Source organism: Synechococcus sp. CCY9201, assembly GCF_034931105.1.
Classification (GTDB): domain Bacteria; phylum Cyanobacteriota; class Cyanobacteriia; order PCC-6307; family Cyanobiaceae; genus CBW1002.
In genome coordinates this window covers 1-17,819 of sequence record NZ_JAYGIC010000160.1, presented here as the reverse complement: position 1 = coordinate 17,819, position 17,819 = coordinate 1, and the positions used below count along the sequence as shown (strand labels likewise).

The window sequence follows — 17,819 nt, the reverse complement described above, 5'->3', positions numbered from 1 at the left end:
CGAACCGACCCTGAAACAGCGATGTCCGGAGAAGGGGTCCTGCGGATGTGCTGCTCAAGGCAGACCTCGAGGTGTCAAAGCCCCGCTGCCGGCAGGGCTACCTTAACCGCACGCCGCACCTGAGCCATCCGGCTGCATCGCCTGGAGCTGCGCCAGTTCCGCAACATCGAGCACCTCCGGCTGGAGCTACACGAGCCGCGCCTGCTGGTGGTGGGGCCCAACGGCGAAGGCAAGTCGAACCTGCTGGAGGCGGTGGAGCTGCTCTGCAGCCTTCGCTCCCACCGCACCGGCAGCGACCGCGACCTGATCCGCCACGGTCACAGCCTCAGCCAGCTGCAGGCGATGTGCTCCGACGGCGACCAGTTGCAGCTGGAGCTGAGGCAGCGGGGGGGACGGATCGCCAGTCGCAACGGCAAGGTGCTCGAGCGGCAGCTGGACCTGCCAGGGCGGCTGCGCTGCGTCACCTTCAGCGCCCTCGACCTCGACCTGGTGCGGGGGGAGCCCGCCCTGCGGCGCCAGTGGCTCGATCGGGTGGTGCTTCAGCTTGAGCCCGTCTACGGCGACCTGCTCAGCCGTTACGGCCGCCTGCTGCGGCAGCGCAGCCAGCTGTTGCGCCGCGGCGGCCCCGTAACCCAGCGGGAGGACCTGCTGGATGCCTTCGATCTGCAGATGGCGGCGATCGGCACTCGGCTGCACCGGCGGCGCTGGCGGGCCCTGCGGCGGCTCGAACCCCTGGCGGCGGCCTGGCAGGAGCGCCTCAGCGGCGGCCGGGACCAGCTGCGGCTCGAGTACCGAAGCGGCACGCTGCTGGAGGGGGAGGACGCCGAGGCACCCTGGCGGGAGGCGATGGTGGCCCAGCTGCTGCTGCAGCGCAGCGAGGAGCTGCGGCTGGGCCAATGCCTGGTGGGTCCGCAGCGGGATGAAATCGCCCTGCTGCTGGGGGAGCAACCGGCGCGGCGCTACGGCTCAGCCGGCCAGCAACGCACCCTGGTGCTGGCCCTGAAACTGGCGGAACTGGCCCTGGTGGAAGAGGTGGTGGGCGCCCCCCCCCTGCTGCTGCTCGACGATGTGCTGGCCGAGCTCGATCCGCAGCGCCAGCGCCTGCTGCTGGAGGCGGTGGGGGAGGGCCACCAGTGCCTCGTCAGCGCCACCCATGTCGACGGCTTTGGCGAGGGCTGGCGGCAGGCCGCCCAGCTGGTGCGCCTGCGCGGCGGCAGCCTCGGGCCTGAACCGAAGGCGTTGACGGCGGACAAGCGGGACGCGGACTCGCTGGGGGCGGAATCCAGGCCCTGATCGGCGCGTCAGAGGCTGGATTGCGCCACTTCCTGCACCAGCCAACGACTTTGGGGCGTATGGTGGGCCCTGTTTGTCTGGATTCAATGAACCAGAGCCTGCCCTGCCTCCACCCCAACCCGGGATGGACTGGTGCTCACTCCACCACCCCCACCGCCCTGCAGAGCGTGAGTGGGACCAGTACCACCGATACGGTGGGTAAACACTGCATCCTTGAGCTCTACGACTGCACGTCTGCCAAGCTCAACGACGAAGCCTTTCTCAGGACCGCCATCACCACAGCAGCGAAACGTGCTGGCGCCACCCTGCTCAATCTGATCACCCATCATTTCGATCCCCAGGGGGTCACCGGGCTTGCCCTGCTGGCCGAATCGCACATCTCGATTCACACCTGGCCCGAATCCGGGTACGCGGCCGTGGATGTGTTCACCTGCGGTGACCACACCATGCCCGAGCTGGCCTGTGCGGTGCTCTGTGAAGAACTGGAGGCCCGAACGCACAAGCTCACCAGCTTTCGACGCGAAACGCCGGAGTGCATCGCCGGGGCAGATCGGGATCCGATCCTGGCGGCCGCCTGACCCCTGCACACCACCGCTGACTCAGCGGTTGGATCTGGATCAGCGTTTGGATCTCCAGGCGCCAGCCCAGTTAGCGCGCCGCGAGCGCTTGAAGCACCCTGCTGGGTGCTTTTTTATGCTCCCCAAAACGCAACAGTCCTTGCTCATTGAGCCCTCAGGACCAACGCAGCCATCGCCACATGCTCAGGGGTGATCGCCAATCGCCAGCCCGGCCGTCAGGGGCAGCTGTTGACGTCGTGATCGAGTCCTCGGTTGAGCTTGCCGCTGACCAAGCCTTCCAGGTCCAGGCTCACCGCCGTGAAGCCCAGGCCCAGCAGAGCCTCCACCAGCTCCTGTCGGAAACCAGCGGAACTACCACCATCGGCCAGCCGCGCCAGCAGCTCCGGCAGTTGGGCGGCGGGCAGCTCGATCCGCGCCGTTTCGCCCTGGCTGCGTACCCGCAGATCCCGCAGCCCCCGCTGGCGTAACCAGTCCTCGGCCGCGGCCACCCGCTGCAACCGTGTGGTCGTGATCGGCTCGCCATAGGGAAACCGCGACGCCAGACAGGGCTGGGCCGGCTTGTCCCACCACGGGAACCCAAGCGCGCGGGAGATGCGACGCACCGCCTGCTTGTCGAGGCCGAGATCGGCCAGGGGAGAACCCACCCCGTGCTCACGGGCCGCGTCGATGCCGGGGCGGTGGTCGCCGAGATCGTCGAGGTTCACGCCATCGAGCACGGGCGCCCCGCCGGCAGCGGCGGCCAACGGCGCCAGCAGGCTGTGCAGCTCGCGTTTGCAGGCGTAGCAGCGCCGTTCCGGATTGCTGCTGTAGGCAGGATCGTTCAGCTCGGCGGTGGGAATCTCCCGGTGCCGCAGGCCCAGCCAGGCCGCCTGCAGCCGGGCCTCCTCGCGCAGATGGGGCGCCAGGGCCGGCGAGACACCGGTGATTGCCAGGGCGCCCTCGCCCAGTTGCTCTGCCGCGATCGCCGCCACCAGGGTGCTGTCCACACCACCGGAATACGCCACCACCACCGACTCGAATCCGGCCAGGTGCTGCCGCAGCCGTTCCAGGCCTCGCTCCAGAGGCTCCGGCAGATGCTCGATCCGGGGATGGGCCATGGCGGCAATCCTGGCAAGCGCTGGGGCGGTCCGTCGTTAGCATCGATCTGCCGCCGCTCCTGCGATGTCTCCCCCCGCCAGCAGCACCCAGACGCCGCAACGGGGCACCGGCCGCGGCATCGGCATCCGTACGGCGGCCGGCAGTGACGAACGCGCCCATGGCCAGCTGCACGTCTACGACGGCGATGGCAAAGGCAAGAGCCAGGCGGCCCTGGGCGTGGTGCTGCGCACGATCGGGCTGGGCATCTGTGAGCAGAAGCGCACCCGGGTGTTGCTGCTCCGTTTTCTCAAGGGTCCGGGTCGGGCCTACGACGAGGATTCCGCCATCGAGGCGCTCCAGCAGGGCTTTCCCCATCTGATCGACCAGGTGCGCACCGGCCGCGGCGAATTCTTCACTGCAGAGGAAGCGACCCGCTTCGATCGCCAGGAAGCCCAGCGGGGCTGGGACATCGCCAGAGGTGCGATCGCCAGCAACCTCTATTCGGTGGTGGTGCTGGACGAACTCAATCCGGTCCTGGACCTGGGCCTGCTCGACACCGACGAGGTGGTGCGGACCCTGTCGGCCAAACCGGCTGGCATGGAGGTGATCGCCACCGGGCGGGGAGCACCCGGCGCCCTGGTGCAGCTGGCTGACCTCCATTCCGAGATGCGCGCCCATCGCCGCCCCGATGACGCCGATGGGGAGCCGGGTCAGGCCCAGGGCCTCGAAGGCATCGAGATCTACACCGGGGAGGGCAAGGGCAAATCCACCAGTGCCCTGGGCAAAGCCCTGCAGGCGATCGGCCGGGGCATCAGCCAGGACAAGAGCCACCGGGTGCTGATCCTGCAGTGGCTCAAGGGGGGCAGCGGCTACACCGAAGACGCCGCGATCGCGGCGCTGCGCGAGAGCTATCCCCACCTGGTGGATCACCTCCGCTCCGGCCGTGACGCAATTGTCTGGCGGGGCCAGCAGCAGCCGATCGACTACGTGGAGGCCGAGCGGGCCTGGGAGATCGCCCGCGCCGCCATCGCCAGTGGGCTCTACAAAACCGTGATTCTCGACGAGATCAACCCCACGGTCGATCTGGAGTTGCTGCCGGTGGAGCCGATCGTGCAGACCCTGCTGCGCAAGCCCGCCGAAACCGAGGTGATCCTCACGGGTCGCTGCAAGAACCTGCCGGCCTACTTCGACCTGGCCAGCGTCCACTCCGAGATGGTGTGCCACAAGCACTACGCCGAACGCGGTGTCGACCTCAAGCGCGGCGTGGATTACTGATCGTCCATCGGCAGCCGATCCGGCGGAGACGACGCCAGGGTCTTGTGCTCCTGCCAATGCTCCTCCAGCTCCGCCGCTTCGTGGGCGATGAAGCGCCCGAGTAGCAGGCCCACCAACAGGGATATGTAGAGGGTACTGCTCACACTCAGCAGGATGGCGAAGCGCTCACCCACTGGGTTACCGGGAAGCACATCGCCATAACCCAGACCGGCCACTGTCACGAAGCTGTAGTAAAGGAGCCTGTCCCTGAGGGCCTCATGGCTGCCCACGGCCCCCAGCAGAAAGGAACCCGGGTGCACCACCTCAATGGCGGTGGCCACCATGCCGCCGGTGAGGCCAAGATGCACATAACCGCCAGCAGCGCCGGCCAGCACGGACAGGTTCACCCTCGGCACCCGTGCCAGGAGCCTCACCAGCCGCACGGAGGTGGTGATGAAGAAAATCGCCACCAGGAGCAGAGTGGCCACCTGCAGGTGGCCTGATGGCCAGCCCCGAAACAGGGAAGGAACCCAGATGAGCAGCCCGGTGACGAGCCCGAGCCACTGGTAGAGCGCACCGATGCAACGTCCTCTGAACGTGGGCAGCAGCACCGGCAGTGTCCGAACCGACTGCAGAATCAGCAGATCGAAGACGATCGGCGCCACCAGGGGCTGCGGGAAGGGCCCCACCTCATTCGCCAGGGGCGTGAGCAGCACCGGCATGATCGAGGCCGCCAGAAAGGCCGGAAACTGGCCCTCCAGGGCGATCAGCCGGCGCTGAGACACGGCGGGCCCATGATCATCAGTTGGGCCCGCGAAGCGGACCCGCAGCCACCGCCTCAGTAACGGGGCACCGATGGATCCACCTCCTGGCTCCAGGCGTCGATGCCGCCGGCCACGTTGGTGCCCTCAATCCCATGACGGCCCAGGGCAATCAGGGCCTTGGCACTGCGGCCGCCGAGTTTGCAGTGCACGTAGAGCTTCTTGCCCTGAGCCAGCCGGCGCACATCGTCAATCGCCTCGCCACTCTCAATCCGATCGAGCGGCACCAGCAGGGCACCAGGGATCACGGCAATGTCGGCCTCAGGGGGATTGCGCACATCGACCAGCAGGATGTCCTCCAGCTCGCCGTCGATGATCGTCTTGAGCTCGGCGACGGTGATGCTGGGCACACTGCCCGCCTCTTCCTGGCCGGGGGCGCTGCCGCCCACGCCGCAGAACTCCTGGTAATCAATCAGTTCGTTGATCACCGGCCGCTCCGGGTTGGGCCGCAGCTTCAGCTCGCGGAACTTCATGCCCAGGGCATCGAACAGCAACAGGCGGCCGCTGAGGGTGGTGCCGATGCCGGTGATGATCTTCACCGCCTCGGTGGCCTGGATCACGCCGATGATGCCGGGCAGCACGCCCACCACGCCGCCCTCGGCGCAGGAGGGCACCATGCCCGGCGGCGGCGGCTCGGGGAACAGATCGCGGTAGTTGGGGCTTTCGGCATCGAGGTTGAACACCGTGGCCTGGCCTTCGAAGCGGAAGATCGAGCCGTAGACGTTGGGCTTGCCCAGCAGCACGCAGGCGTCGTTGACGAGATAGCGGGTGGGGAAGTTGTCGGTGCCGTCGCAGACGATGTCGTAGGGCTCAATGATCGCCAGAGCGTTCTCACTGGTCAGGGCGGTCTCGTAGAGATCCACCTGGCAGTGGGGATTGATCTCGAGGATCCGGGCCTTGGCGGATTCGATCTTGGGCTTGCCCACCCAGCTGGTGCCGTGGATCACCTGCCGCTGGAGGTTGGAGTGATCCACCACGTCGAAATCGACAATGCCGATCCGGCCCACGCCCGCGGCGGCCAGATACAGCAGCAGCGGCGAACCCAGTCCGCCGGTGCCCACACACAGCACCGAGGAGGCCTTGAGACGCTTCTGCCCCTCCATGCCCACCTCCGGCAGGATCAGGTGGCGGGCGAAGCGGGCCACCTCGTCGGGGCTGAGCTGCACCCCGGTGGTGTCGGGAGGAAGCATCGGAGAAGCGCGACCGGTCAATCCACCATTGTCCACGCCAGCGGCAACGGCTGGGTGTCCTCCTCGGTCAGCCACCAGCAGCGCAGGGCCCAGCCCGTGCGGGGCAGGTCTGCACGGGTGCTGCCGCGAGAGTCGCCATCGCCGCCAGGCGGGCCCGCGATCACCAGCAGGGCAGGGGGAAAGGCGAGGCGCCGGTCGGTGGCCGAGGGCAGGGGGGCACTGGCGGGATGGCTGTGGGCCGCCCCCAGAACCGTCAGTGCACGGGCCCGTCCCCACTTCTGGGCCAGCAGCTGCTCACGCGGATCGATCGCGAAGCGGCGGCTCCGCTCCCCCATCGGCTGCCACCCATTCAGACAGGGCCAGACCCGCTCCACCTGCCAATGGGTCTCCCGGCGGCAGCCCAGCAGCAGGGCACAGCCTTCGGCAGGGCTGGCGGCGGCCAGCAGGGCATCCAGGCAGGTCAGCCCCCGCCGACGGAAGCCGATCCGCGCTGGCCAAATGGAGCTCACACCGATACCTTGGCCCTCGATCGTTTCAAATTGTGCGGCTCCATTCATGAGCGATACCACCACCTTGAATGAGCCCGACCTGAAGGAAGCCGGCAGCGACGCAGGCGAGACCAGCACCTCGAGCAGCCCGTTCGGCTCCGGTGTGGGCGACGCCACCGTGAATTTCGCCGAGCGCTACGGCGACATCCTGACCAAGGTGAACACCACTCTCGACCAGGTGGACTGGTCCTTGATGGGTCGGATCGCCAAGGGCACCGGTGTGTTCCTGGCCGTGATCGTGGCGCAGATCCTGATCAAGGGGGTGCTGGACACCATCAATCTGCTGCCGGTGGTTCCCGGGCTTCTGGAGCTGCTTGGCCTTGTCGTGGTGGGCCAGTGGAGCTGGCAGAACCTCACCACCAGCGAGAAGCGCAACGCCGTGCTCGCCCAGATCCAGGCCCTTCGCAAGGAATACCTCGGCTGAGCGGCCATCATGGGCTGGGTGGTTCGTGGGGCGACCTGACAGCAGGATTCAGCCCAGCCGCAGCAGGCCATCCAGGCTCGCCTGGGCCTGTTGCCGGTAGGAGCCACCGAAAAGATTGGCGTGGTTGAGCAGGTGGTAGAGGTTGTAGAGCTCCACCCGCACCCGGTGCCCCGGGGAGAGGGGCCACGCGGCCTCGTAGCCGGCAAAGAAGGCCGGTGGGAACCCACCGAAGAGGCGGGCCATCGCCAGATCCACTTCCCGATCGCCGCGATACACGGCAGGATCGAAGATCGCGCCCCGACCGTCGTCGAGCAGGGCGGCATTGCCTCCCCAGAGGTCGCCGTGCACCAGCACGGGCTCAGGCTGGTGCCCTTCCAGCCACTGGGGCAAACGCTCCAGCAGGGTGGCCGCCTGGCGCAGCGGCGCGCCGCCGCGTGCGACCCACTCCAGCTGGGGAAGCAGGCGACGGTCTCGGAAGAACTCCACCCAGCTGTCGCACCAGCCGTTGACCTGGGGGGCGGCCCCGATCCAGTTGTCCTGCGGCCAGCCGTAGCGGGCATCGACGCCATCCAGGCTGCGCCGGTGCAACAGAGCCAGGGAACGGCCCAGCTGCTGCCAACCCAGCTGGCGCCGTGCTGCAGCATCGCCACGCTGACTGGCTGAGCTGTTGGCGGTCGCCTGGCTGCCGCCCGACGGACAAAAGGGCAGCCAGTCGGTCACCAGCAGGGCAGCTTCTGCCGCCAACCCCACAAACAGAGGCTGGGGCACCGCCAGCTCAGGGGGTGCCGCGGCAGCCAGGGCGCCTAACCCATCGGCCTCGGCCTGCAGCAGCGGCAGATCGGCTGGCTTCAGGCTCTTGGCGAACAGGCTGTGGTGTGCGGAAAACCGCAGGCGCCAGGCGCGGCCCGTGCAGCCTCCGCCGACCGGCTCCACCGAGGCCGGCGCCTCACCGCAGTGATCCCGGGCCCAGAGACCCAGCTGGGACGGGAGCATGGCTCGCACCGGCCAAGGGAACGCTGCCAGCATGCCGGGATGACGGAGGCGCACGGCACGCAGTCGCAGGGCACGGGATCTGACGGCACCGAGGCCCACGGCCCAGTGGCGGTGCTGGGGGCCGGAATCGCCGGCCTCACGGCGGCGGCCCTGCTGGCCCGCGCCGGCCTCAAGGTGGATCTGCTCGAGGCCCACCACCAGAGCGGCGGCTGCGCCGGCACCTTCCGGCGCGGCCCCTACGTGTTTGATGTGGGCGCCACCCAGGTGGCCGGCCTGGAGGCAGGTGGCATTCACGCGCGGCTGTTCGCCCATCTGCACCAGACCCCGCCGGCGGCCACACCGCTGGATCCGGCCTGCGTGGTGGATCTCCACGACAGCCAGCCGCCGGTGCAGCTCTGGCGCGATCCGCTGCGCTGGCAAGCGGAACGGCAGCGCCAGTTCCCCGGCAGCGAACGGTTCTGGCAACTCTGCGCCTGGCTGCATCGCACCAACTGGGCCTTCGCGCTGCGGGATCCGGTGCTGCCACCGCGCTCGCTCTGGGATCTGGGCCAGCTCTGCGGCGCCCTGCGGCCAGCCACCCTGATCAGTGCCCTGGCCACGGGCGCCACGGTGGCCGATCTGCTAGCCCTCTGCGGCTGCAGCCACGACCAGCGCCTGCGGCGCTACCTCGACCTGCAACTGAAGCTCTACTCCCAGGAGCCTGCCGATCGCACCGCCGCCCTCTACGGCGCCACCGCCCTGGCCGTGGCGCAGGAGCCACAGGGGCTCTGGCACCTCGAGGGTTCGATGCAGGAGCTCAGCCGGGCGCTGGAGGACAGCCTGGCCCGCTGGGGCGGCCGCCTGCGACTGCGGCACCGGGCGCGTCAGCTGGAGCGCCGCGATGGCGGCTGGATCGTGCGGGGAGAGAAAGGCGGCAACACCCCCTTTGCCCTGGCCTGTGAGGCGGTGGTCTGCACCCTGCCCCCCCAGTGCCTGAGCGATCTGCTGGGCGAGGCGCTGCCAGCGGGCTACCGGCAGCGCCTGCAGCACCTGCACGACCCCTCCGGCGCCCTGGTGCTCTATGGAGCCGTGCCGCGCTCGGTGCTGCCGCCCCACACCCCCAGCCACCTCCAGCTCGACTGGCCATCTCCGGGCCCACTGTTCGTGTCGGTGAGCCAGGAGGGCGATGGACGGGCGCCCCAGGGGCAGGCCACCGTGATCGCCAGCGTGTTCACGCCGGCCCGCCCCTGGTTCGGCCTGGACGATGCCGAGTACCAGGCGCGCAAAGCCCAGGCCGGCACCGCCATGGCGGCCGGCCTGGAGCAGCTGCTCGGGATCGGATCAGCCGACTGGCTGCACCGGGAGCTGGCCACACCCCGCGGCTTCGCCGGCTGGACCGGACGGCCCTGGGGCTATGTGGGGGGGCTGGGCCAGCACCCCAGCCGCTTCGGGCCCTTCGGGCTGGCCAGCCGCACACCACTGCAGGGGTTCTGGCTCGGCGGCGATTCCATCCATCCCGGCGAGGGCACCGCCGGCGTGAGCCTCTCCTCGCTGATGCTCTGCCGCCAGCTGCTGGCGGAGCGCGGCGAGCCCCTGCGGATCTGAACCGAACGGGTCAGACGAACTGGGGGCGCAAGTCGCGGCAGGCGGTCAGCAGCTGCTGCAGCTCCGCCCAGTCTTCCCGGCGCACCAGCTGCTCGAGCTGATCAAGGCTGTGGCGGTAACCGGCCAGAGCCTGCAGCACCGCCTCCCGGTTGCCACGGGCCATCAGGGTGCCCAGCTCGGGGTTGCCGCCCCCCACCCGGGTGGTGTCGGCGAAGCCGCTGGAAGCCAGGGTCCGCACCAGGCTCGGCAGCGAACTCATGAACGAAGACTGGCTCTGGGATGACGAGCTCAATGCTGGCTGGCCCTCGCCAGCACTGCTCCGATCAGCGGTCTGGAGGAGTGCCGCACTCACCAGCACCGGCAGATGGGAGATCAGGGCCACCGCAGCGTCGTGGGCCCTGGCCTCGCAGCACACCCAGCGGGCTCCGAGGGTCGCAGCCAGGTCAGCCACCAGGGCGAGCGCCTCGGGGTCGGTGTCGTCAGCAGGGGTGACCACCCAGGGACGGGCGACGAACAGGTCGCACACGCCGGCCTCCACGCCGGCCTCGGCGGTGCCGGCCATGGGATGGCTGGGCACGAAGCGGCGGGCCTGCCGCTCCCCGCCCAGCCGCCGCAACGCCGCCGACCACACCGGCAGCAACGGCCCCTTGACCGAGCCCACATCGGTCAGCACCGCCTCGGGGGGCAGAGCCTGCAGCAGGGCTGGCGGCGGCGCCAGCAGCTGATCCAGGGGCAGCGCCAGCACCACCAGATCGCAGCCTGCCAAGACCGAGGGATCGGTGCTCACCACCGAAGCCAACCCCCGGTCTCGGGCCCTGGTGGCGGTGGCCTCACGGCGCACCAGGGCCCGCACCTCGGCTCCGGCCGTCTGCAGGTCGAGGCCGAGCGATCCGCCGATCAACCCGAGACCCACCACACCCACCGGGCCATGGCGCCAGGCAGGCCGGGGCTCGGCGGGGTTGGTCATCGTCGCTGCAGCCTGGTCGGACCAGCTTCCTACGATTCGCCCATGCTGGAAGCCCTGGCCCATCAACAGCTGAAAGCCCTGCTGCGCCAGGAGGGAGCAGCCGAGTGGCCGCATCACCTCAGCCTCAGCCGGCTCGTGGCCCGCAGCCTGCGGCGAAGCGATCACACCCTGATCCGGCTCACCCCCGGCACCGGCCCCGACTGGTGGATCAGCCTGCTGGTGCCGCTGGCCCTCAGCGACGCCCCCCTGGCTCTGGTGCTGAGCCAGGATCTACGCCAGCGTCTCCTGCAGATGGAGTTGCCGCGGCTGCGGGCCGTGAACCTTGCCCTCCCCCTCTGGGAAGGGTCTGGCCCTTGCCCACCCCATCGGATCTGGCTGCTGGACCACGCCGAGCTGATAGAGGCCTGGCGGAATGGCCAGCTGGGGGAGCACCAGCTGGTGATCCCGGAAGCCGAAACCCTCGAGCCGAAGCTGCGTCGTTCGCTGGCGGTGCGGATCACTGCCGACGACTGGAACCGGTTGCTGCGCAGCCAGCCTGCCGCCGAAACCAGCCTGATGGCCCTGCACGACCGGTTGAGCCGGCGGGTTCTGGAACCGCCGCGCCGGCCCAGCGGCCTGGTGGCCATCGCTGCGGAAGAGGAGGCGCCGCTGCGCCAGCTGCTCGCCCTGCTCGCCCCCCTCCCGCCCCCCTGGGACCAGTGGCTGGAGCAGGGGGGTGATGGCTGGAGCAGCTGGGCCGAGGTGGACATGCGGCTGTTGCAGTGGACGCTGCACCGCCAGCCCCTGCAGCCCCTCCACGCCCTGGGTGGCCTGCTCAGGGGCCGTGGGGCTGTGCTGCTGGGCCAGCTGGCCGACTCTGTTCCGGCAGTTCGGAGCAGCCAGGCGACCGCCGCAGCCCTCGGGGTCGCCCTCGGCCTCACGCCCCAGGTGGTGGTCGACCTGGGGGATCCGCCCCTGGCCGATCCGCTGTCCCTGTTCGCACCGCTACGCCAACCGCTGCCCAACAGCCCCGTCTTCCCCCAGCATCTGCTGGAGCAGAGCCGCCGGCTGGTGCTGGGGCAAGCACGGCTGAGCGTGATCCTCTGCGACGACGAAGGCCTGCGGCTCGGCCTGGCCAGTGCGATGGCGGCGGAGTTCGGCCGCAGGGTGGAACACGAATCCACCACTCCCGATGCGAATGGGATTCTCTGCGCCCGCTGGAGCTGGTGGCTGGAGCAGCAGGAGCGGCTGCCGCTACCGGGTCAGATCCTGGCGGCCACCTTGCCGATCGCCAGCCTGGAGGATCCCCTCACCGCCGCCCGGGTCGCCGCCCTGCGTCAGCAGGGCCTCGACTGGTTCCGGGAGCTGCTGCTGCCCGAGGCCGTGAACCGGCTGCAACGCTCCGTGGCAGGCCTGCGCCGCGGCGGCGGACGCCTGGCCGTGCTGGACGGACGCTTGCGCAGCCGCAGCTGGGGGGCCACGGTGCTGCGGGCCCTGGAACCATGGGCGAGCCTGAGCCGCCTGCTGCCCAACTAGCGTTGCCGGCAGTTGCCACTGCTGCGCGGATGGGGGAAGCCAAGCGTCGTTCCACCCAGGGCCTGCCACCGCGGGGGCCCAAGCCATCCGCAGGCAGCGGCACGAAGTCGGAGCGCATCGCGCCGTGGCTGCCGTTGAGCAAGGATCAGGCCAACCGCTTCGTGGAGATCACCACCCGTGGGGCCTGGTTCGGCATCGGCGCGCTGGTGTTGTTCTGGGTCACGGTGCGCTTCATCGGCCCCGCCGCAGGCTGGTGGACCCTGGCGGACGGCTGACTCCTGCGCGGCAGAGGCTGAGCCCAGCAGGCAGGAGCCACCTGAGCGACAGCAGCGATTGCCAGCGGACGCTGATCAAAACTGACGGCGCCCGCGAAAAACTGAAGAAAACATTAGGATTGCGCCACCGACCCGCTGGCCCGTCATGTTCCCGCGTCTGGCTGAGCAATACCGGACCCTCGTCCACGACCTGGTGATGAGCCTGCAGGCGCTAGCCCGCAGCCTCCAGGACCGGGGCTGTGTCGCCACCTGCTACGTGTGTGGCGATGGCAGGGATGGTCATGGAGCCTCGTTCGTGGCCGACCTGGGCGACAACCACACAGTGCGTTTTCTCGTGTCTGACTTCGGCATCACCTGGGTCGAATCCCGCGACGGGCACGAACTGGTGAAGCTGGAAGGTGCCGAAGCCATTCAGGAGCTGCAGCGTGTCACCCAGATCCTGCAGCAGCCTGAGCCCACTCCGATTCACTCCGTTCTGAAGTCCGGCGGTCCTCGTCATCGCGGCTCGCGGGCCGCCAGCGAGCCGATCGAAACGGCCGCCTGAATCGCAACGGCTGAAGGTAAGGCTGGCCAGGTGGCCCCTGGCGCCCCGGCGCGTCAGCCGTCGGTGGCCGCAGGAGCTGTGCTGCGCGAGGAAGATCGGGTTCCAGCCGTGGCACCTGCAGGGGACCCGGCCGCCGCAGGAGCATTCAACTCAAGCGGTGCAGCGCCAAGATCCTCGACCAGGGCGCGGGCCGGATCATCGGACAGGTCAGCGCTCAGCTTGGCTGCCGCCGCCAGGGGCCGCAACGAGTTGGCCGTCACCTCCGATCCTTCCGTGAGTTTCTGGCGGGTGATCGCCTCGATCCGCTCCTTCTGCTCGGGGTTCTGCTCCAGCCAGATGATGGTGTTATCACGGCCCTGGCCGATGTTGTCGCCCTCGTAGCTGTACCAGGATCCCTTACGCGTCACCACCCCGATTTCCTCGGCCAGATCCAGCAGGCAACCGAGGGTGCTGATGCCCCGGCCGAACAGGATGTCGAACTCGGCGATGCGGAAGGGTGGAGCCACCTTGTTCTTGGCCACCTTCACCTTGGCGCGAATGCCGTATTCCTCGGTGCCGCGCTTGAGCGTCTGGATCCGGCGGATGTCGAGCCGCACCGAGGCGTAGAACTTCAGCGCATTCCCACCGGTGGTGGTTTCGGGATTGCCATAGGTGACACCGATCTTTTGCCGCAGCTGGTTGAGGAAGATCACCGTGCAGCCGGACTTGCCGATGTTGCCGGTGATCTTGCGCATCGCCTGACTCATCAGGCGGGCCTGGCTGCCCACCGCCAGATCGCCCATCTCTCCCTCAATTTCGGCCCGGGGCGTCAACGCCGCCACCGAATCGATCACGACGATGTCGACGGCGGCTGAGCGCACCAGCTGGTCGACGATCTCCAGGGCCATCTCACCGGTATCCGGCTGGGAGACCAGCAGGTTCTCGATATCCACTCCGAGGGCCGCGGCGTAGACCGGGTCGAGCGCATGCTCGGCATCAACGAAGGCCGCAACGCCACCGCGGCGTTGCACCTCGGCGATGGCATGGAGCGTGAGGGTGGTCTTGCCGGAACTTTCAGGGCCATAGACCTCCACCACCCGGCCCTTGGGATAGCCGCCCCCCAGAGCCAGATCCAGGGTCAGGGCGCCGGTGGAGACGGTTTCCACCCGCATGCGGGAGGCGTCGCCCAGTCGCATGATCGAGCCCTTGCCGAAGTTGCGCTCGATCTGGTTCAGCACCAGGCCCAGCGCCTTGTCACGCTCGCTGGCGGAGCGGGCCTCGAGGCTGCGGGAGGCGGCGGACACGGCCTTGGAGTCAGGGGTCATGGAAAAAGCGGCGAGAACAGGCCGGTGCGATCGGAACGGAGACGGGGCGCCGCACAACGTGCGACAGAGAAGGCGGCAACGCCAGGAGCAGGGTCAGCGCCAGGGCAAGGCGAGCATCAGAGAGCGTGGCGGGTACACACAGTGACCCAGACAGACAGTCGCGGATCCAGAGACGATGACAGCGGCAGACGCCGCGGCAGTGGCAGACGCCGCGGCAGTGGCAGAAGCAACGCCAGGGGCAGTGCCAGAACCAAGGGCAGTGGCAGAGCTAGAACGACAGAGTCGGCTCCACACCATCAGTGCCACCTGAAACGGCCGGTGTATCACGGCCGATGCGTCAGCGACACCGCGATCGCTGCACCCACTGCACAACTCCAACCACTGCGCCAACACGCCCAAGCCCAGCCTCCAGCCTAGTACGGGCGTACTGTAGCGAATCCGGGCCAGCGCGCCAGCGGTGCGGCGAAGGACTCCGGGGTCAGCAGGTCGATGCCCTGGGGCAGTGCGCAGGCGTCGTCGGGGCCGAGATAGCCCCAGCTCACCAACAGGCAGACCACCGCCTCAAGACCGGGCGTGGCTCGCACCTGTTCCAGGGTTGGACGCCGATCCTCCAGAAATCCGATCGAGGCCACCTCAGCCCTCAGGCGCAGCAGCACATCCGGCTTGCTGCCCTGTTCATGGCCGTAGACGGCGCGGGGTTCGAGAGCGGCAGCGGCCAGCAGCTCGGCGGCGAAGGCCCCGCCCTTGGTGGTGAGCACGGCCCAGTCAGCCCCCTCCAATGCCAGCCGGCGCAACCGCTCCGGCACCCCGGGGTAGAAACGATGCAGAGCCAGCCAGGCCTGCCGATCGTTGGCAATCGCCTCGCTGCGGACCTGTTCGAGCGCCTGCTGCAGTTGCGGCGCCCTCCAGCCCCGCCGCTCAAGGGTCGGCGCCAGAGACGCGGCATAGTCCTGAAGCAAGGCTGCCAGATCCAGGTCCGGACGGCCGAGCTCGGCGGCCACCAGCACCATCTCCCAGCCCTTGTGGATCAGAGGCCGCAGCTGCAGAAAGCCGGCAGGGGCCTGCTCAGGAAGACAGAGAGAAGGATCCAGCCGCAGGGCGGCCCGGCGGGATGACCACCAGTACTCGGCCATGCCATCCACCAGAACGCCGTCGAAATCGAAGACGAGTAACGGGGTCGGGGAAGGCGAAATCGCCACAACAGGCTGAAAAAACTGGGCCGCTAGGATTCGAACCTAGGAATGGCGGGACCAAAACCCGCTGCCTTACCACTTGGCGACGGCCCAAAGCGCTCGAGCGAGGCAGTTCGGGAGCAGGGGCTCCGGAGCGGCAATCGTCGGTCGGCTCCGGCCTTGAGCCGGTGCTCAGATAGTTACCCACAGCGCCCGGTCCTTCGTCAATCTCCCGGCAGCAGCACCCGGCCAGGCCGCACTCCGATCAAGCCGGGAACACCCGCAACCGCTGCTCCAGGCCGCGGCCGAACACAGCGCTGCGCAGGCGATAGCGACCCACCAGCTCGACCTGCATCTGCCGCACCGTCTCGCTGCGGGGCAACAGCTCCACGGGGCGGCCATGGGGAAGCACCACCTGCTCCACCGCCAGGCGGCATTCCTCCAGGGCCGCCAGGGCATCGTCGTGAGCGGCGCTGCCGTGCCCCAGCCTCGATCGTGGCCCTTGCACCTCACCGACCGGCGCGTGAAGCGGGCCACGCCGGTGGCGCTCCAGCAGGCGCTCGACACCACGCTGCACCTGGGCGAGGGTGTCGGACTTGATCACCAGGATCGGCAGCCCCAGTCGCTGGGCCTCACGGCGTCCCTCCGGATCGCGGCCGAGCTGCTGACGCACGCTCAGCACCACATCGGCCTGCTCGGGGCCCTCCACCAGCTGCAGCGTCCAGCGGCGGCTGCGCTGCAATTGCTCCAGCAGGTGGCGGCTGATGCCGATCGGCAGCAGCCGCAACGGCGCCTGGACCTGCGCCACCGACTGCGGGTCGAGCTCCGATTCCGGGTCAGCAAACTCGTCGGGGTTCGGCGAGACGGCCGCAGAGCGACGATGCAGAACCGGTTGGCGGGGATCGGGCAGCGGCACCGGAGCAAGAGCCGCTGCCTTCGGACGATGGGGCGCCACGGCTCCCCGGGCTGGCGCGGGGGCTGACTCCTGCCAGTGCACCTGTCCATCACTGCCCAGCTCACGGATCTGGGGGCGGGCGCTCTGGCCCCGCAGCATCAGATCCACCGTGCCGGCCACATCCCGGTGGATCAGCCAGCGGCTGCGGCTGTGCATCTCCACCGCCAGGGGGAAGGTGGGCTCCGCCGCCCGCTCCAGCACCGTCTTCTGGCTGCGGCGGCGGCGGGCCTCCTCGTCGCCGAGCGTCACCGACTGGATTCCCCCCACCAGGTCGGAAAGGGTGGGGTTCTTGATCAGGTTGGCCAGGGCGTTGCCGTGGGCGGTGGCCACGAGCATCACGCCCCGCTCGGCGATGGTGCGGGCGGCCTGGGCCTCGAGTTCGGTGCCGATCTCATCGATCACGATGACCTCCGGCATGTGGTTTTCCACCGCCTCGATCATCACCTGGTGCTGCAGTTCCGGCCGGGCCACCTGCATGCGCCGCGCCCGACCGATGGCGGGATGGGGGATGTCGCCGTCACCGGCGATCTCGTTACTGGTGTCGATCACCACCACCCGCTTGGCCAGCTCATCGGCCAGCACCCGGGCAATCTCCCGCAGGGCGGTGGTCTTGCCCACGCCGGGCCGGCCCATCAACAGCAACGACTCTCCGGAATCGAGCAGATCCCGCACCATCGCCACGGTGCCGAAGACGGCGCGGCCCACCCGGCAGGTGAGCCCCACCACATCGCCACTGCGGTTGCGGATGGCGCTGATGCGGTGCAGGGTGCGCTCGATGCCGGCCCGGTTGTCGCCACCGAAGGGGCCGAGCTGGTCCAGCACGGCCGCCAGATCGCCGCGGCTGATCGCCCGGCTGCCCAGGTCCAGCGCCCGGCCGGGATAGCGGGCCTCCGGCACCCGACCCAGATCGAGCACCACTTCCAGGAGCTGCTCATGGCCCTCGATCGCCAGCAGGGATTCCTGGACCACCGGCGGCAGCACCTCCAGCAACCGGTCAAGATCGTCGGTGGTGCGCCGGAGCAGGGTCGGATCGGCCACTTGGGCAGGGAGGCCGGCTGGTAGGGACGGACGGCAGACCTCGATGCCCGTTCTAGCCAGCGGTTCCGGTCCGGCGTCCGCCGGCGGATCTGCGGATCAGAGGGCTGGCGACAACCAGGGACGCACCAGCGCGTCGGCAAGTGTCAGGGCCTGTGGCCAGAGATCGCCCTCCCCCAGCAGCGGTCGCTGCCGGCTGGCCGCCTCCTGCAGCAGCGGTTGCAGCAGACGGCGGGCCACACTGCCGAAGGCCACACCGGCGGCGCCAGCGCGGCGGCGGCCCAGGCGCC

At 69.2% G+C, this 17,819-nt stretch carries 18 protein-coding genes and 1 tRNA gene; 8 read left to right on the top strand and 11 right to left on the bottom strand.

Annotated features, from left to right (window positions below):
• Positions 1–141: 141 nt before the first annotated feature.
• The gene (gene recF / locus VB716_RS15685; protein ID WP_322758884.1) at positions 142–1,293 is read left to right on the top strand and encodes a DNA replication/repair protein RecF; all 1,152 of its coding nucleotides are present in this window, start codon (positions 142–144) and stop codon (positions 1,291–1,293) included.
• A gap of 86 nt (positions 1,294–1,379) precedes the next feature.
• A complete protein-coding gene (gene speD, locus VB716_RS15680; protein ID WP_322757689.1) occupies positions 1,380–1,871 on the top strand; it encodes an adenosylmethionine decarboxylase in 492 nt (163 codons plus the stop codon).
• A 215-nt stretch (positions 1,872–2,086) separates the two neighbouring features.
• Here the strand turns inward: speD and larE are convergent, their stop codons facing one another.
• Entirely contained in the window at positions 2,087–2,968 is an 882-nt protein-coding gene (gene larE / locus VB716_RS15675) for an ATP-dependent sacrificial sulfur transferase LarE (RefSeq protein ID WP_197157008.1), read from the bottom strand.
• 64 nt (positions 2,969–3,032) lie between these two features.
• Between larE and VB716_RS15670 the strand changes: the two genes are divergently transcribed.
• Positions 3,033–4,223, top strand: a complete 1,191-nt coding sequence (locus VB716_RS15670; RefSeq protein ID WP_322757690.1) for a cob(I)yrinic acid a,c-diamide adenosyltransferase — start codon at positions 3,033–3,035, stop codon at positions 4,221–4,223.
• Here the strand turns inward: VB716_RS15670 and VB716_RS15665 are convergent.
• Genes VB716_RS15665 through VB716_RS15655 form a run of 3 tightly spaced genes read right to left on the bottom strand, consistent with a single transcriptional unit; the run spans position 4,217 to position 6,722 of the window.
• Positions 4,217–4,987, bottom strand: a complete 771-nt coding sequence (locus VB716_RS15665; RefSeq protein WP_323270965.1) for a potassium channel family protein — start codon at positions 4,985–4,987, stop codon at positions 4,217–4,219. The genes VB716_RS15670 and VB716_RS15665 overlap by 7 nt on opposite strands.
• A gap of 53 nt (positions 4,988–5,040) precedes the next feature.
• Positions 5,041–6,213, bottom strand: a complete 1,173-nt coding sequence (gene moeB, locus VB716_RS15660) for a molybdopterin-synthase adenylyltransferase MoeB (RefSeq protein ID WP_197157013.1) — start codon at positions 6,211–6,213, stop codon at positions 5,041–5,043.
• A gap of 17 nt (positions 6,214–6,230) precedes the next feature.
• Positions 6,231–6,722, bottom strand: coding sequence for a M67 family metallopeptidase (locus tag VB716_RS15655; protein ID WP_322757691.1), 492 nt, complete (start codon positions 6,720–6,722; stop codon positions 6,231–6,233).
• A gap of 46 nt (positions 6,723–6,768) precedes the next feature.
• Here VB716_RS15655 and VB716_RS15650 point away from each other — a divergent pair, with 46 nt between their 5' ends.
• The gene (locus VB716_RS15650) at positions 6,769–7,185 is read left to right on the top strand and encodes a CAAD domain-containing protein (RefSeq protein ID WP_197171732.1); all 417 of its coding nucleotides are present in this window, start codon (positions 6,769–6,771) and stop codon (positions 7,183–7,185) included.
• Positions 7,186–7,233: 48 nt separating this feature from the next.
• Here the strand turns inward: VB716_RS15650 and VB716_RS15645 are convergent, their stop codons facing one another.
• On the bottom strand, positions 7,234–8,178 hold the full coding sequence (locus VB716_RS15645) for a fructosamine kinase family protein (protein WP_323270964.1): 945 nt from the start codon (positions 8,176–8,178) through the stop codon (positions 7,234–7,236).
• Positions 8,179–8,217: 39 nt separating this feature from the next.
• Here VB716_RS15645 and crtD point away from each other — a divergent pair, with 39 nt between their 5' ends.
• On the top strand, positions 8,218–9,762 hold the full coding sequence (crtD, locus tag VB716_RS15640) for a C-3',4' desaturase CrtD (protein ID WP_323270962.1): 1,545 nt from the start codon (positions 8,218–8,220) through the stop codon (positions 9,760–9,762).
• Positions 9,763–9,772: 10 nt separating this feature from the next.
• On the opposite strand, the gene VB716_RS15635 is transcribed toward crtD, so the two are convergent.
• Positions 9,773–10,729, bottom strand: a complete 957-nt coding sequence (locus tag VB716_RS15635) for a prephenate/arogenate dehydrogenase (protein ID WP_323270961.1) — start codon at positions 10,727–10,729, stop codon at positions 9,773–9,775.
• A 42-nt stretch (positions 10,730–10,771) separates the two neighbouring features.
• Here VB716_RS15635 and VB716_RS15630 point away from each other — a divergent pair, with 42 nt between their 5' ends.
• From VB716_RS15630 to VB716_RS15620, 3 genes are all read left to right on the top strand, one after another.
• On the top strand, positions 10,772–12,244 hold the full coding sequence (locus VB716_RS15630; protein WP_323270960.1) for a helicase: 1,473 nt from the start codon (positions 10,772–10,774) through the stop codon (positions 12,242–12,244).
• Positions 12,245–12,273: 29 nt separating this feature from the next.
• Complete coding sequence (locus VB716_RS15625) at positions 12,274–12,519, top strand: DUF2839 domain-containing protein (protein ID WP_197171723.1); 246 nt, start codon at positions 12,274–12,276, stop codon at positions 12,517–12,519.
• A 145-nt stretch (positions 12,520–12,664) separates the two neighbouring features.
• A complete protein-coding gene (locus VB716_RS15620) occupies positions 12,665–13,063 on the top strand; it encodes a DUF1815 family protein (RefSeq protein ID WP_197171721.1) in 399 nt (132 codons plus the stop codon).
• A 53-nt stretch (positions 13,064–13,116) separates the two neighbouring features.
• Here VB716_RS15620 and recA read toward each other — a convergent pair whose 3' ends face one another.
• From recA to VB716_RS15595, 5 genes are all read right to left on the bottom strand, one after another.
• Positions 13,117–14,367 (bottom strand): recombinase RecA, encoded by a 1,251-nt coding sequence (gene recA / locus VB716_RS15615; protein ID WP_231605400.1) that lies wholly within the window; start codon positions 14,365–14,367, stop codon positions 13,117–13,119.
• Between the two features lie 413 nt (positions 14,368–14,780).
• Complete coding sequence (locus VB716_RS15610) at positions 14,781–15,500, bottom strand: HAD family hydrolase (protein ID WP_197172158.1); 720 nt, start codon at positions 15,498–15,500, stop codon at positions 14,781–14,783.
• Between the two features lie 81 nt (positions 15,501–15,581).
• A tRNA-Gln gene (locus tag VB716_RS15605) sits at positions 15,582–15,653 on the bottom strand.
• A 151-nt stretch (positions 15,654–15,804) separates the two neighbouring features.
• A complete protein-coding gene (locus VB716_RS15600) occupies positions 15,805–17,532 on the bottom strand; it encodes an AAA family ATPase (protein ID WP_323270959.1) in 1,728 nt (575 codons plus the stop codon).
• 96 nt (positions 17,533–17,628) lie between these two features.
• Positions 17,629–17,819: LdpA C-terminal domain-containing domain (locus VB716_RS15595; protein ID WP_323270958.1), on the bottom strand; the 191-nt coding region annotated here is incomplete at its 5' end.